The following is a 15,231-nucleotide window of genomic DNA, read 5'->3' on the forward strand; positions in this document are numbered from 1 at the left end:
TTTTCATCGGTCGCTGATCAGGTGGGTGAGCGTGGCGCCGGTCTCGTAATATGCGCTGCGCAGGCCCGCAAAGGGGATCGCGTGATCGCGCACCGGCGGCACCGGCAGGCGGGATCGGTCGCCGGTCAACAGCGCCTCTGCCATGGCGGTGCCGAACAGGGTGCCGGGGCCGATACCGCGGCCGGAATAGCCAAAACAGGCAAAACCGCCCTGCAGATCCAGGATCTTCGGCAGGTGTTCGGTGGTCATGGCGATACGGCCGTGCCAGTGACTGTGGAGCCGCGTGTCATTCAGGTCCGGGTACAGCGCCGCCAGTTTGCGGGGCAGCCAGCTGCGGTGCAGGGCGCTGCCGAAGTGGTTGAGCGCACCCATGCCGCCGATCACCAGCCGCCCGGCCTGATCCAGCCGCCACGACGACATCACCAGCGCGGTGTCCCAGCAGCCTTCCTTGTTTGGCAGGATCTTCTCCAGAAGGGGTGCGGGCAATGGATCGGTGGCGGCCTGGAAATAATGCACCGGGATCACCTGCGGCGCGTCATAGCCGGTGATTTCGCGGGCATAGGCGTTGGTCGCCATGATCAGGTGTTTCGCGCGCAGGCTGCCCTTGGGGGTGGTGACCTGCCAGCCGCTGCCATTGCGGGCAATGCTGTTGGCAGGCGTGCCGCTGTGCAGCTGCGCACCGGCTGCCGCGGCAGCGCGGGCGAGGCCGCGGACATAGGCCAGCGGCTGGATGGTCCCGGCGCGCGGATCGAACAGGGCGCCGTGCACGGCTTCGGAGCCGGTGCGCTGAATGGCTTCCTCGCGGGAGAGCAGCTCCACCGGCGCGCCGATGGCGGTGAGCTGGGCGTGGCGGCGCTGCAGGTCTTTCAGGCCGCCGGGCGCATGGGCGCAATGCAGGGTGCCGCTGCGCTCCGGCTCGCAGTGGATGGCGTGTTTTTCGATCAGCGAGAACACCATCCCGGGGGCGCCCGCCAGCAGGGAGGATAGGCGGCTGCCGGTCTCCGGCCCCAGCGCGGCGTTGATGTCTTCGGGCGGCAGCCAAAGGCCCGCGTTGGCCAGCCCCACGTTGCGGCCGGAGCCGCCGCAGCCGATCACCTCCGCCTCGATCAGGCGGACCGAGGCGCCGAGTTCTGCGGCTTTCAAAGCTGCCGCGCAGCCGGTGTAGCCGCCGCCGATCACAACCAGATCGGCCGCTGCCTCCCCGGAAAATTCCGGGAAGGCGGGGTTTTCCTGGCAAGTTTGGTGCCAGAGGCTGGACGCCAGATCAGATGTCAAACTTGATCCCCTGAGCAAGCGGCAGCTCGCGTGAGTAGTTCACGGTGTTGGTCTGCCGGCGCATGTACCCTTTCCAGGCGTCGGAGCCGCTCTCGCGGCCGCCGCCCGTCTCCTTCTCGCCCCCGAAAGCGCCGCCGATTTCCGCGCCGGAGGGGCCGATGTTCACGTTGGCAATACCGCAGTCGGAGCCCGCTGCCGAGAGGAAATATTCGGTTTCGCGCACGTCGGTGGAGAAGATGCAGGAAGACAAGCCTTGCGGCACTTCGTTCTGCATTTCAATGGCTTGATCCAGGTCAGCGTATTTCACCACATAGAGGATCGGGGCGAAGGTTTCGGTGTGCATGATCTTCGTTTGGGCGGGCATCTCAACGATGGCGGGATGCACATAGGCCGCGTTGGCAAAGCTGTCCGTCAGGGCGCGGCCGCCGCCATGCACGGTGCCGCCTTCACCCTGGGCGCGCTCCAACGCCCGCAGCATCGCGTCCATGGCGTGGCGGTCGATCAGCGGGCCGACCAGGGTGCCGTCTGCCAGCGGGTCGCCGATGGGCAGGCCCTCATAAGCTTTGATCAGGCGCGGGATCAGCTGGTCATAGATGTCTTCATGCACAATCAGCCGGCGCAGGGAGGTGCAGCGCTGGCCGGCGGTGCCGACAGCGGAGAACACGATGGCGCGCAGGGCCATTTCCAGATCGGCCGACGGCGCGACGATCATCGCGTTGTTGCCGCCAAGCTCCAGAATAGTGCGGCCCAGGCGTTTTGACATATCGGCCGCAACCGCCTTGCCCATCGGCACCGAGCCGGTGGCGGAGATGATGGCAACGTCCTTGGAGGCGGTCAGCACCTCGCCTAGATCACGCTCTCCGATCAGCACCTGGATCAGGCCCTCCGGGGCGTCCTCGCCAAAGGCCGCCATGGCGCGGTCGCAGATCTTCTGCACCGCCAGCGTGGTCAGCGGGGTCTTCTCCGAGGGTTTCCAGATCACCGGGTCGCCGCAGACCAGCGCCAGCGCCGCGTTCCAGCACCAGGGCGCAACCGGGAAGTTGAAGGCGGTGATGATGCCGCAGGTGCCCATCGGGTGCCAGGTTTCGCGCATCGCATGGCCGGGGCGTTCCGAGGCGATGGTGAGGCCATAGAGCTGGCGCGAGAGACCGACCGCGAAGTCGCAAATGTCGATCATCTCCTGCACTTCGCCCAAGCCTTCCTGATAGATCTTGCCGCATTCCAGGGTGACGAGGCGGCCCAGGTTTTCCTTCTCCTTGCGCAGCTCGTCGCCCAAGAGCCGCACCAGCTCGCCGCGGCGCGGGGCGGGGACCAGGCGCCAGGATTTGAAGGCATCCTTGGCGGCGGCGATCTGCGCTTCGGCCTCGGCCGTGCTGTGGGTTTTCAGGCGGGCGATTTCGCTGCCGTCCACCGGCGTGGTGACGGTCAGGCTGCCGCCGTTCAGCTCGGCTTGGGTCAGGCCGGCAGCGGCGAGGATGTCGGAATGGGGCATATCAGCGTCCTTTCGGTGCGAGGGCGGGGCATGAGGAAAACTTTAGGGTGATCTCCCGGAATGTCCCGCCGGGCATAGGTCTGATATAGAAATTGCACCTTGCGGGCCGGATTGCTAATGAAAGTAAATCCTGCACCCATGAGTTATCATCATATGATTGCACCGCGCCGTTTCCTGCCCTCAATCCCCTCTCTGCTGGCGCTGGAGGCGGTGGACCGGCTCGGCAGCGCCTCTGCCGCGGCGGAGGACCTGTCGCTGACGCAGAGCGCCATCAGCCGCCAGCTGAAGCAGCTGGAGGAGCAGATGGGGGTGGACCTGATCGCCCGCGACCAGATGCGGATGCAGCTTACGCCGGCGGGCACCGGCTTTGCCAAGGAGGCGCGGGCGATCCTGACCCGGCTGGCGCAGGCCTCGGTCAAGCTTAGGGCCAATCCGGACGGCGGCAGTTTCACCCTGTCGATCCTGCCGTCCTTTGGCCTGCATTGGCTGGCGCCGCGGCTGAGGGAGTTTGCCGCGGCGCATCCCGGCATCACGGTGAACCTGCATACGCATAACCTGCCGTTCAGCTTTGACGCGGGGACGGCACAGGCGGCGATCCACTACGGCACCCGCGACTGGCCAGGGGTGGAGTATCTGCCCCTGATGCCGAAACATGTGCTGCCGGTCTGCGCGCCGGGGCTGATGGAGGGGCCGGTCTCCCGCCCGGCGGAGCTGCTGGAGTATCCGCTGCTGCATCTGGAAACCCATCCCGATTGCTGGGAGCAGTGGTTTCATTTGCATGATGTGCCGGCGGCCAAGCTTCGGGGGATGCTTTTTGACCAGTCTTCCGCCATGACACAGGGCGCGGTGCATGGGCTGGGGGTAGCCTTGCTGCCGGATTTCCTGGCGGAGAATGAGATTGCGCAAGGGCGGCTGGCGCTGGCGATGGAGGGCGCGGCGGTGAGCCTGGGCGAGTATTTCCTGGTCTGGCCTGCGGAACATGCAGAGGAGTATCCGCTGATCAAGTTCCGCGAATGGCTGCTGTCGCAGCTGGAGGAGAATTGAGATGCGCCTGCCGAGCCTGACACATCTGCGCTGCTTCGAGAGCGCTGCAAGGCATCAGAGTTTCACTGCTGCCGGTGAGGAGCTGGGCCTCACGCAAAGCGCGGTCAGCAAGAAGGTGAAGGAGCTGGAGGCGGACCTTGGCTTCGACCTGTTCCAGCGGGCCGGGCGCGGCGTGGTGCTGACGCCTGCGGGGCAGGGGCTGGCGGCGGATCTGGAGCTGGATCTGGCGGGGCTGCGCGCAACCTTGCAAAAGGCCGCCGCCGCCGGGGCCGGGCGCTCGGCCTTGCGGATTGCGGTGCTGCCGGCGTTTGCCAACCTGTGGCTGATCCCGCGGCTGCCGGATTTCTTTCAGCGCCATACGGAGGTGGAGCTGAGCTTCTCCACCCGGCTGGAGCCGTTTGATTTTGCCCGGGAAAACTTCGACCTGGCGGTGCATTACGGGCTCGACAACTGGCCGGGCACCCATATGGCGCCGCTGTTCGGCGAGGAGATGGTGCCGGTCTGTGCACCCGGCTTCTATGCCGCCCATCAGCTGGAGCTGGCCGCAAATCTGGCACAGGCTCCGCTGTTGCATCTGGAGAGCCGGGCGGGGTCCTGGGCGGAGTGGTTCGAGCGGGCCGGGCTGGCCGGCGCGCCGCGGCAGGACGGGCGCTATTTCGACCAGCACTCAATGGTGATTGCGGCGGCGGCGGCGGGGCTGGGGGCGGCAATCGTTCCCTATGACATGGTGGCGCGGGAGATTGCGGCAGGGGTTCTGCTGCGCATACCGGGGCCCGCGCTGGTGTCGCGCAAGCGCTATTACCTGGTGCGCCCGCACGGGCCGGTGCCGGAGGCGGTGCAGAAGCTGGAAGCCTGGATGCGCAAGCAATTGCGGACTAGGCCGGATTGAGTTGTTTCGCCTGGCCGATAGGCCAGGCAGTTATGACAAACAGGAATGGATGCGGTCGAAGCCGACTGGTTTTCCTTCCTGCAGCTGTCGTTTCAATCTGGCTGTGCCAAAACCAGCAGGGAGCCTTTGCCATGGCCGAATTCCGCCGCGCTGCCCGTCTTGACCCGCTTGAGGTGTCCGAAATCCTCACCATCGGCACCAAGGCGGCTGAGTTAAAGCGTCAGGGCGCGCCGGTGATCATCCTCGGTGCAGGAGAGCCGGATTTCGACACGCCGGACCACATCAAGGAGGCCGCCGCCGCGGCGATGCGGGCGGGGGAGACCAAATACACCCCGCTTGGCGGCACGCTGGCGCTGCGGCAGGCAATCCAGGCGAAGTTCCAGCGCGACAATGGGCTGGACTATGCGCTGGATGAGATCATCGCGGGCACCGGCGCCAAGGAGATCCTGTTTGATGCCTTCATGGCCAGCCTCAACCCCGGCGATGAGGTGATTGTGCCCACGCCCTACTGGACGTCCTACTCCGACATCATCCGCATTGCCGGCGGCGAGCCGGTGCTGGTGCCCTGCGGGGACGGCACCGGCTTCCGGCTGACCGCGGAGAAGCTGGAGGCGGCGATCACCCCGCGCACCCGCTGGCTGCTGCTGAACTCGCCCTCTAACCCGGCAGGCGCTGCCTATAGTGCCGAGGACTACCGCTCGCTGCTGGAGGTGCTGCTGCGGCACCCGGATGTCTGGCTGATGGCCGATGACATGTACGAGCACATCACCTATGGCGGCTTTGAATTTGCCACCCCCGCGCAGGTGGAGCCGCGGCTGAAGGACCGGGTGCTGACGGTCAACGGCGTCTCCAAGGCCTATGCGATGACCGGCTGGCGGCTGGGCTATGCGGGCGGGCCGAAGGCGCTGATCGATGCGATGAAGGTGGTGCAGTCGCAATCGACCTCGCACCCCTCCTCGATTTCGCAGGCTGCTGCGGCGGCGGCGCTGAATGGCCCGCAGGGGGTGCTGGCAGAGCGGCAGGCCAGTTTTCAGGCGCGGCGCGATCTGGTGGTGGAGGCGCTCAATTGCATGGAAGGCATCAGCTGCCCGGTGCCGGAGGGCGCGTTCTACACATTCGCCAATTGCGCGGGTGTTCTGGGCAAGCGCACGCCGGAGGGAACGGTTCTGGAGACGGACGCGGATTTCTGTGCCCATTTGCTGGGTCAGCATCATGTGGCGGTGGTGCCGGGCCGCGCCTTTGGCATTTCGCCCTATTTCCGGATTTCCTACGCGACCTCCGAAGCGGAGCTGCGCGAGGCGCTGGCCCGGATCGGCCGGGCGGTGGCGGCGCTGGCCTAGGCCTGCGCCATTGCCATTTGACGGCGCGAGCGGGCGCTGGACCAGGCCTGCACCAGCTGGCGCTGCAGGGCAGCTGCAGCGAGGCCCAGGGCGATGCCGCCAAAGATCGCCAGCGCGTCGTTCAGCGGGCTGCGGCCCTCCAGCCCGATCATCGGCATCAGCAGCTCCGGCACAAACCGGTGCAGCAGGTAGATCGGGAAGGCCGCCTGCGCCAGCCGCATCAGCGGGCGGGCGGCAAGCCGCGGCACCGGCAGGCGGGTGATGAACAGCAGCCCGGCGATCAGCGCCAGGAGCCACATGTATTTGATCCAGCCGCCATACCAGTTGCCGCCCAGATAGGCGGCTGCGGGCATGATCACGCAAGCCGCAGCCAGCACCAGCAGCCGCTGCCCCAGCGTGCTGGCGGCAGTGATGCACCAGCCGAGGGCAAAGAGGTAGAACACCCAAGGCACGGTGAACTGCCCCCGCCCGCCGATCTGCCAGACCTCCGGTGCAATCAGGCGGATGGCAACGGCAAACGATAGGAAGCACAGGCCCGCGCGGAAGGCGCCTTGGCGCACCAGCCAGCGCCGCACTGGCGGCAGCGCAAAGGGCAGCGCCACCAGCAGGGTCATCTGCAGATAGGCCTCGATGAACCAGTAAAGATACGGCAGCATCAGATGAGTTTCGGGCGTGGTCAGGGCAAAGTTGCCTGCCAGGAAGACCGAGGCCCAGGGCACCTGCTCCCAGGCCACGGCATAGCCCGCCAGGATCAGGTAATAGGGGATCAGAACCGCCGCCACTGGTTTGAAGAAACTGCGCATGTCGCCGGATTTCAATGCCTGCCAGCGGAAGCCGGCAACGCTCATCCCCATCAGGATCACCATCGCCGCGGCACCGCCGTAGACCGGCCAGAAGGTCTGGTGCGCCACCACCACCGCGAGGATGGCAACCACCCGGGCCACCAGATCAAAGGGCAGGCTGGCGGCGGGTGCCGGGGCGGCCTGTTCCAGATCCTTGATCTGCATCTCTTCCCAGCCGGCGGGGGCGCCGCCCAGGGCCTCGTCCAGCGCCAGCGACAGCTCCACATGGCGCAAGGAGTCGCCGCCGAGCGAGGCAAAGCTGTCATTACGGCCCACGGTCTGCGGCGCAAAGGCGGCCTGGAAGGCGGCCAGCACACCCTTGGCCGGTTTCGGCTTGGCGGATTGCGCCTTGAGCGCCGGATAGTCGATCTTGCCATTGGCGCGCCGGGGCAGGGAGGTGCGCGGGATCACCGTGAAATGCTGCTGGCCGACGCCGGTCAGCTTGGCGGCCAGCGCGGCGATGCCGTCGTCTGCCCCGCAGATGGCGATGGAGATGCGGGCATCGTCGCCCCAGACCGCGGCCTCATGCCCCTGGGCGGCCAAGGCGCGCTCGATGGCGTCGTGGCCGATGCGCAGGCCGGCAATCTTGGACATGCGCGAAAGCCGCCCGGTGATGTGATAGAGACCGTTTGCATCGCGGCGGGCCAGGTCGCCGGTGGCTAGTTCGCTATGCTCCGGGCCCTTGGCCAGATCGGCGCTGACTTCGGCATAGCCCATCATCACGTTCGGGCCCTGGTAGATCAGCTCGCCTTCGCCCTCGGGCGCGGTGATTTCCGTGCCGCCGGCATCGCGCAGCAGCAGGCGTCCGCCGGGAATGGCGCGGCCTGCGGCGCCCGGATTATCCAGAGCCAGCTCCGGTGGCAGATAGCTGATCCGGGCGGTGGCCTCGGTCTGGCCGTACATGACAAAGAACCGCCCGGCACGCGCCTGCATCCGGCTGGCCCAAGTGCGGACCTGATCCGGCTCCATGGCGCCGCCTGCGACGGTGAGGGTCTTGATGCTTTCCGGCAGCGCATGGGACAGGCCCGCGCTGTCCAGCAGGCGGAAGTGGTGCGGCACGCCCGCCAGGCTGGTGGCGCCCGAGGCCTGTAGCGCATCGGAAAAACCGGCGTCCAGCACCGAGCCGGGCGCGAGCCAGAGACTGGCGCCGGCCGCCAGATGCGAGTGCAGCACTGAGAGACCGTAGGAATAATGCAGCGGCAGGATCAGCGCGGCACGGTCTTTGGGCTGGATCTGGAGATATTCCGCGATGGCGCGGGCATTGGCATCCACGGCGGTGCCGGACAGCCGCACGCCGCGGCCATGGCCGGTGCTGCCGGAGGTTTGCAGGAGCAGCGCCAGCTCCGGATGAATGGCGGCTGGTTCATGCGCATGGCCCAGCAGCTGCCAGCTGCCGCCAATGCGGCGGAAACTGGCGGCGGGGCGGAAGCGTTCCTCCAGCCGGACAGCCGTCGCCTCGTCGCCCTCGGGCAGCGGCATCACCGCATGGCCCGCAGCGAGGGCGCCAAGATAGGCGTTGATGGCCTCGGGATCTGGTGCAGCCTCGACCGCGATCAGCCGCCGGTCCTGCGGCAGCAGGGCGGCAAACTGTGCAGCGGCATCGGCCAAGGCGGCATAGGACAGGCGGGTTCCGTCCGCCGCCGAAAGGCAAACCCGAGGGCCAAAAGCGCGCAAATTTTCGAGGTCAAAAAACATCCGGAACTCCTTCGAGCGGGCCGGGTAAGATAATTTACAAATTTTGTCAATTATTGATGGAGGCGGGGTGCACCGCGTATTCGCACGCTGCCCCGCGGGCGTGGCTGATCTGTGTAATCAACATTATGGTAAATATGGGATCGTGCCGGAACGGCAGTGCCAGGCGGCCGCCCCGTGCATCAAATGCGGTCACTCCCGCCGGTTTCCCGGCAGGAGTGAAGGGCGTGCGACGGTAAGCGTTCAGATCAGGCGTCCTGGCCGGAGCGGTCGCCCAGGGTCACGTCCAGCGTGAGCTCCTTGCCTTGGCGCAGCACCTCGATCTGCGCGGCCTCACCCGGGGCGTTCATCGCAACCGCAGCGGTCAGGTCGCGCAGCTCATCAACCGCGGCACCGCCAAAGCGAAGTACCACATCCCCGGGCTTCAGCCCCGCCTTGGCCGCCGGACTGTCCGCCTCCACGCCTTCAATCACCACGCCCTTGCCGGCCTCGCGGCCCAGCACATTGGCGGCGTCCTCCGACAGCGGCTTGATCTGCACACCCAGCCAGCCGCGGGTGATCTCGCCGTCATCTTCCAGGTCGGCAACGATCTTCTGCACCATGTCCGAGGGCACCGCAAAACCGATCCCGACCGAGCCGCCGCCGGGCGAATAGATCGCGGTGTTGACCCCGACGACCTCGCCTTCGGCATTGAACAGCGGCCCGCCGGAGTTGCCCCGGTTGATCGCCGCATCGGTCTGGATGAAGTCGTCAAACGGCCCGGAGTTGATGTTGCGCGAGGTGGCTGAGACGATGCCCGAGGTCACCGTGCCCGACAGGCCGAACGGGCTGCCCATGGCAAGCACCTCATCACCGACCCGCAGCTCTTCGGAGGAGCCGAATTCCACCACCGGCAGCGGCGCGTCCGCCTCCACCTTGAGCAGGGCGATATCGGTCAGCGGGTCGCTGCCGACAACGGTGGCGTCATGCACGCTGCCGTCGGCCAGGGTCACAGTCACCGTCTGGGCGTTGTCGATCACGTGGTTGTTGGTGACGATCAGCCCCTCTTCGGCAATGACAAAGCCCGAGCCTGCGCCCTTCATCGGACGGCTTTCCGGCTGCTGCGGCAGGCGGCCGCCGAAGCGGCGCATGAAGTCTTCCATGAACTGGTCATTCGGGAAGGCCTGCCGGTCCGATACGGGCTGCGCCTTGCCGGTGACCTCGACATAGACAACGGCGGGCGCGACGGTCTCGACCAGATCGGCGTAGCCGCCGGCAGGCACCGCCAGCGCGGGTGCCGGGGCCATCGCGAGCATGGCAGCGGCCGAGGCGGCTGCGGTCAGGCCAAAGGCAAATCTCTTGGGGGCGGTGGCAGGATTGGACATCTTCGTCTCCTTGCGTTGAAGTGATGCAAGCCAGATGGAAGGCTTGGATTTCAACCGCCTGACGCCTTCTATACAGATCTGTAATGTGCGCAGAGCCGCGTTCGGGAGTATTAGCGGCACGGTTAAAACACGGGAGAAGGCTTTGAAAATCCTGGTGATCGAAGATGACGCTACCACCGGCCCCTATGTGCAGGCCGGGCTGCGCGAGGAAGGGCATACCGCCGATCTCGTCACCGACGGGCGCGAGGGCCTGCTGCAGGCCACGGCGGCGGAGTATGACGTGCTGATCATCGACCGGATGCTGCCGGGTCTGGACGGGCTGAGCCTGATCAAGACCCTGCGCGGTGCAGGCGTGCGCACGCCCGCCATTATGCTGACGGCGCTGAGCGGCGTGAATGACCGGATCGAGGGGCTGGAGGCCGGGGCGGATGACTACCTGGTCAAGCCCTTTGCCTTTGGCGAGCTGGCCGCCCGCGTCGCCGCTCTGGCCCGCCGCCCGGGCCTGCAGGAGCAGGAGACGGTGCTGCGGGCGGGCGATCTGGAGATGGATCTGATCCGCCGCAAGGTGACCCGCGCGAGCCAGGAGATCGAGCTGCTGCCGCGCGAATTCCGCCTGCTGGAGCATCTGTTGCGCCGCAAAGGCCGGGTGCAGACCCGCACCATGCTGCTGGAGGCGGTCTGGGACATCAGCTTTGACCCGCAGACCAATGTGGTGGAGACCCATATCTCCCGCCTGCGCGCCAAGGTCGACAAGCCCTTTGACAGCGAACTCATTGAGACCGTGCGCGGCGCGGGGTACCGGATTGCCGGCTGACCTCCTCCGCCGGGCGCGGGTGCTGCTGCGCTCCTCGCCGATGCGGCAGTCGCTGTGGCTGTCGCTGCTGTTTGTTGCCGCCAGCTCGCTCAGCCTCGGGATCACCTATTACGTGGCCCACGGCGCCCAGCGGCAGGCGATCGAGGAGAGCCTGACTCAGGACATGGCAGGCTATCGCGCCACGCCCTCCGCCGCTGCGCTGGCGGCGCTGGTCAATGCCGAAACCCGCGAGACCGATCCGCAGCGCCGCCTGCTCAGCTACCGCCGCCCCGGCGGCCGGGTGGTGGCCGGCAATGCGGCGATCATGCAGCAGCAGGAGGGGTTCCGGGTGGTGGCGCTGGGGCCGGAGCCGGTGGAGATTTCCGGCCGCTTCATCTCGCTCAGCGAATACATCCACGGCGGCCTGCTGACCGTGGCGCAAAGCGCCAAACCGCTGGACGACCTGCGCCAGACGTTCCTGTGGGTGTTCCTGTTCAGCCTGCTGCCGGCAACCGCCCTGGCGATGCTGGGCGGGGTGCTGCTGGCGCGCCGGTCGGCCCGTTCCTTGCGGGGGATTGAGCGCACGCTGTCGGCGCTCACTTCCGGCGACCTTGGCGCGCGGGTGCCGGAGAGCGGGCAGACGCACGGCGATATCAGCCGCATCGGCCGCAGCGTGAACCGCATGGCGCAGGCGCAGCAGCAGGCGACCGAGGCGCTGCGGCAGGTCTCGGCGGATATCGCGCATGACTTGAAGACCCCGATCCAGCGGGTGGCGGTGCAGCTGTCGCGCCTGCAGGAGGTGCCGGATCTGCCGCAAGAGGCGCAGGCGCTGGCGGACAAGGCGCTGGAGGAGACCCGCGGCATCACCAGCACTTTCCAGGCGCTGCTGCAGATCGCCCAGCTGGAGGACGGCGCGCCGCGGTCGCGGTTCGAGGCGGTGGATCTGTGCGAAGTCGCCGCCACCTTTGCCGAGATCTATGAGCCCGCGGCAGAGGAGCAGAACCGCAGCCTCAGCCTCAGCCTGCCGGATGCGCCGGTCACCGTCACCGGCGACCGCGCCCTGCTCGGCCAGCTGCTGGCCAACCTCATTGAAAACGCGCTGCGCCATACCCCCGAAGGCACAGCCATCAGCCTGTCGCTGCGCCGGGACGGGGCGGCGGCGGTGCTGTCGGTTCGCGACCACGGCCCCGGTATCCCCGAGGCGGAGCACCAGAAGGTGCTGCGCCGCCTTTACCGGCTGGAGCGGAGCCGGACCACGCCGGGCAGCGGCCTGGGGCTGAGCCTGGTGGCGGCGATTGCCAGCCTGCACGGGGCCGGGCTGCGCCTGTCCGGCGCAAAACCCGGCCTGCGGGCGGAGGTGATTTTCGCAGCGTAGCCCGCCGCGGCACCGGAATTCTGCAAGAATTCCGGCCAGGAAAAACCGATTTTTCCTGGCCGTTTTCCGCCGCCGGAAACCGGCACCGGGATCCGCCGCAGCCAGGAAACCTAGCCCGGCGCGGCGGTTTTTGAGGGCGCCGTCTTTATGGCGCCGTCTTCATCGGCTTGCCAGCCGCATAGGTCTGCGCGATGGAGCGGTCGTCGCCCAGCGTCTGCAGGATAAACAGTTCTTCCGATAGGGTCTCGGCCCGCTGCATCCGCAGGTCCATCGCCGGCGTGGCGCGGGAATCGAGCACCACGATATCGGCCTCGGTGCCGGCCTCCAGCGTGCCCACCTTATCCTCCAGCCCCAGCGCCACCGCGTTGCCGCGGGTGATCCAATGGAAGGCGCGCAGCGGGTGCAGCTTCTGGTTCTGCAATTGCAGCACCTTGTAGCCCTCGTTCAGGGTCTGCAGCATGGAATAGCTGGTGCCGGCCCCGATGTCGGTGGCAATCGCATTGGTGATGCCGCGGCTGCGCAGGCCTGCATCGTCAAACAACCCGCTGCCAAGGAACAGGTTGGAGGTCGGGCAGAACACCGGCTTGGCCTGGGTCTCGGCCAGCGCGTCGATCTCGCGCGGCTGCAGGTGGATCGAGTGGCCGAGCAGCATCTTTTCGGTCAGCAGCCCATAGGACTGGTAGACATCCAGATAGTCGCGCGCCTGCGGGTAGAGCTCGGCGGTAAAGGCGATCTCGTCATGGTTTTCCGACAGGTGGGTCTGCACGTAGCAGTCCGGGTGCTCTTTCACCAGCGCGCCGGCCATTTCCATCTGACCGGGGGTGGAGGTGATGGCAAAGCGGGGGGTGATTGCATACATGCCGCGGCCCTTGCCGTGGTATTTCGCAATCAGCTCCTTGGTGTCGTCGTAACCGCTGACCGGCGTGTCCAGCAGGCCTTCAGGCGCGTTGCGGTCCATCAGCACCTTGCCGCCGATCATCCGCATGTTGCGGCGGGCGGCCTCGGTGAAATAGGCCTCGGCGGAGGTTTTGTGGACCGAGCAATAGGCGACGGCGGTGGTGGTGCCATGCGCGGTCAGCAGGTCGAAGAAATGCCCGGCCATCTCGGCACTGTGGCCTGCAGCGGCAAAGCGGACCTCCTCCGGGAAGGTGTAGTTGTTCAGCCATTCCAAGAGCTGCGAGCCCCAGGAGGCAATCACCTGCACCTGCGGGAAATGCAGGTGGGTGTCGATGAAGCCGGCCATCAGGATGTGCGGGCGGTGGTCGATCACCTCGGCGCCTGCCGCCTGCTGTGCGAGGTCTCCATAGCTGCCTTTGGCCAGGATCATGCCGTCTGCGACCAGCAGCGCGCCGTCCTCGATGAACTCATAGGCGCTGGTGTCCTCGGGGCCTTGCGGCTCGGCGGTGAAGGAAAGCACCCGCCCGCGCAGCAGCGTCTGTTTCGATGTCATGTCTTTGATGTCCTTGGTTCGCAGGCAGGGAACGCGCGGCCCCCTGCCCCTCTTCACTTGGGATTATTCGCCCGCCGGCAGATGCGGCACATGGGGTTTCACACCGTCCTCCGGCTCTTCCTCATGCTCATCCGCCTTGTGGAAGATCGGGTAGATGAACAGGAAGCCGGCCGCGATCAGGTAGCCCAGGGCGATGCCGTTGAACTCCGGCCAATGCAGGCTGGCAGAGTGGATCACGCCGACCAGCGACATCCCCGCCGCCGCCAGGGCAAAGCCGCCCGCGTTGCGGAAGTCGCCGTCGATCACGCTGGCCACGATGGCGCCCCAGATCAGGCCGGTCAGGATGGCACCCTGGCTGAGCGCCAGATGGCCTTCGTAATGCGCGCCCTGCTGCAGCAGCGCTGCGGTCAGCTCCGGATCGCCCAGCTGCGCCATGCCAGTGGCACCCAGTGCGCCCAAGGCTCCGGCCAGCGCGCCCCATTTGATCACTAGGAAGGCAGAGACATGCGGCATCATCGCGATGGTCACGGCGGCGATGTGGTCGGTCTTCACTGAATGGGCGGTATTGGTCACCAGGCTCAGCGCCACAAACACCAGCACCGGCGCGGCAGCGGCCACGGGGATCAGGTTGTTGAGGAACGCCAGCAGGCCAAAGAAGGCGGCAAAGGGGATCACCAGGCCAACACCGATGATGTAGCCCGAGCGCGCGCCCATCCGCTTATAGGCCGGGTGGCCGATATAGGCGGTGGTCGGGAACGGCGAGCCGAAGACCGCACCGATCATGGTGCCGACACCATCGGTAACCTGGCACAGGCCCACCGGATAGTGGTCGCCAGCCGCTTCGGCGCTTTCGACGTTGTTCATGGTTTCAATGAAGTTGTAGATCTGCACCGGCACCAGAACCAGGAACAGCTCCGGGTTGGCGAACAGATGCTGGATACCTGCAATCAGGTCACCGAAGTAGGGGACCGGCAGGTAGACGCCGACGCCATCCAGAGACACCGAAGCCTCGCCCATGCCAAGCGCCACAACGGTACCGACGATCAGCGCCAGCAGACCGGCGGGAATGTTGAACGGCAGCCGGTGGCGGCCGACCAGGCCCCACAGGATGATGATCATCGAGGCAAAGCCGATGAAGGGGTTTTCAAAGATCGTTGCCAGCGGCACGGTGCCGATGAACACCAGCGCGATGCCGCACAAGGTGCCCAGCATACCGGCGCGCGGGGTCACCCGCTTGAGCCAGGGGCCGACGATGGCGCCCATCGCGGCCACGATGCCGCCCATAAAGCCCGCGCCAATGCCCACCTGCCAGGCCAGCATGGCGTCATTGGTGGACCAGTAGATCGGCCCGATCACCCCGAACAGATAGACGAACATCACCGGGGTCGATATGCCATAGGGCAGCGCGGTCACGTCGCGCCCTTCTTTCTCGGCGGTGTGCTTGGCCAGCCAGGTGTAAACCGCGATACCGGCCAGGATCGCCACTGCGGCGCCGGGCACGATGCGGCCGAACACGATGTCGGCGGGCATGTTGAACACAAACTGACAGATGCCCGAAAGCACGATCAGGTTGATCAGGTTGTCGGTGAACAGCGCCCAGAATGCACTGAAGTCATTCCGCGCGAACAGTTTGTACGTATAGCTCCGCCCTGTGGTCATGGCGGCCTCCTCCTAT

The 15,231-nt window shown here is 66.5% G+C and carries 11 protein-coding genes; 5 read left to right on the forward strand and 6 right to left on the reverse strand.

Annotated features, from left to right (window positions below):
- Positions 1–3: 3 nt before the first annotated feature.
- Both AC5STI_RS21410 and amaB read right to left on the reverse strand, forming a co-directional pair.
- The gene (locus AC5STI_RS21410) at positions 4–1,275 is read right to left on the reverse strand and encodes an NAD(P)/FAD-dependent oxidoreductase (RefSeq protein WP_495448267.1); all 1,272 of its coding nucleotides are present in this window, start codon (positions 1,273–1,275) and stop codon (positions 4–6) included.
- Positions 1,265–2,767: an L-piperidine-6-carboxylate dehydrogenase gene (gene amaB, locus AC5STI_RS21415; protein ID WP_495448268.1), complete on the reverse strand. Its 1,503-nt coding sequence runs from the start codon at positions 2,765–2,767 to the stop codon at positions 1,265–1,267. The genes AC5STI_RS21410 and amaB overlap by 11 nt, the downstream gene beginning before the upstream one ends.
- A gap of 138 nt (positions 2,768–2,905) precedes the next feature.
- Here amaB and AC5STI_RS21420 point away from each other — a divergent pair, with 138 nt between their 5' ends.
- From AC5STI_RS21420 to AC5STI_RS21430, 3 genes are all read left to right on the forward strand, one after another.
- Complete coding sequence (locus AC5STI_RS21420) at positions 2,906–3,811, forward strand: LysR substrate-binding domain-containing protein (RefSeq protein WP_495448269.1); 906 nt, start codon at positions 2,906–2,908, stop codon at positions 3,809–3,811.
- A 1-nt stretch (position 3,812) separates the two neighbouring features.
- Positions 3,813–4,700, forward strand: a complete 888-nt coding sequence (locus tag AC5STI_RS21425; RefSeq protein ID WP_495448270.1) for a LysR substrate-binding domain-containing protein — start codon at positions 3,813–3,815, stop codon at positions 4,698–4,700.
- 131 nt (positions 4,701–4,831) lie between these two features.
- Complete coding sequence (locus AC5STI_RS21430; protein ID WP_495448271.1) at positions 4,832–6,040, forward strand: pyridoxal phosphate-dependent aminotransferase; 1,209 nt, start codon at positions 4,832–4,834, stop codon at positions 6,038–6,040.
- Here the strand turns inward: AC5STI_RS21430 and AC5STI_RS21435 are convergent.
- The gene (locus AC5STI_RS21435) at positions 6,037–8,577 is read right to left on the reverse strand and encodes an AMP-binding protein (RefSeq protein ID WP_495448272.1); all 2,541 of its coding nucleotides are present in this window, start codon (positions 8,575–8,577) and stop codon (positions 6,037–6,039) included. The two genes, AC5STI_RS21430 and AC5STI_RS21435, sit on opposite strands and share 4 nt — an antisense overlap.
- Before the next feature lie 245 nt (positions 8,578–8,822).
- On the reverse strand, positions 8,823–9,938 hold the full coding sequence (locus AC5STI_RS21440) for a Do family serine endopeptidase (RefSeq protein ID WP_495448273.1): 1,116 nt from the start codon (positions 9,936–9,938) through the stop codon (positions 8,823–8,825).
- 142 nt (positions 9,939–10,080) lie between these two features.
- Here AC5STI_RS21440 and AC5STI_RS21445 point away from each other — a divergent pair, with 142 nt between their 5' ends.
- Together AC5STI_RS21445 and AC5STI_RS21450 are read left to right on the forward strand one after the other, a co-directional pair.
- Positions 10,081–10,752, forward strand: coding sequence for a winged helix-turn-helix domain-containing protein (locus AC5STI_RS21445; RefSeq protein WP_495448274.1), 672 nt, complete (start codon positions 10,081–10,083; stop codon positions 10,750–10,752).
- Positions 10,742–12,106, forward strand: coding sequence for a sensor histidine kinase (locus tag AC5STI_RS21450; protein WP_495448275.1), 1,365 nt, complete (start codon positions 10,742–10,744; stop codon positions 12,104–12,106). The genes AC5STI_RS21445 and AC5STI_RS21450 overlap by 11 nt, the downstream gene beginning before the upstream one ends.
- 145 nt (positions 12,107–12,251) lie before the next feature.
- Here AC5STI_RS21450 and guaD read toward each other — a convergent pair whose 3' ends face one another.
- Together guaD and AC5STI_RS21460 are read right to left on the reverse strand one after the other, a co-directional pair.
- Complete coding sequence (guaD, locus tag AC5STI_RS21455; RefSeq protein ID WP_495448276.1) at positions 12,252–13,556, reverse strand: guanine deaminase; 1,305 nt, start codon at positions 13,554–13,556, stop codon at positions 12,252–12,254.
- Positions 13,557–13,619: 63 nt separating this feature from the next.
- Entirely contained in the window at positions 13,620–15,215 is a 1,596-nt protein-coding gene (locus AC5STI_RS21460; protein ID WP_495448277.1) for a xanthine/uracil/vitamin C permease, read from the reverse strand.
- Positions 15,216–15,231: the final 16 nt, after the last annotated feature.

The sequence above is a fragment of the Leisingera sp. CC-HEC096 genome, from assembly GCF_059429235.1.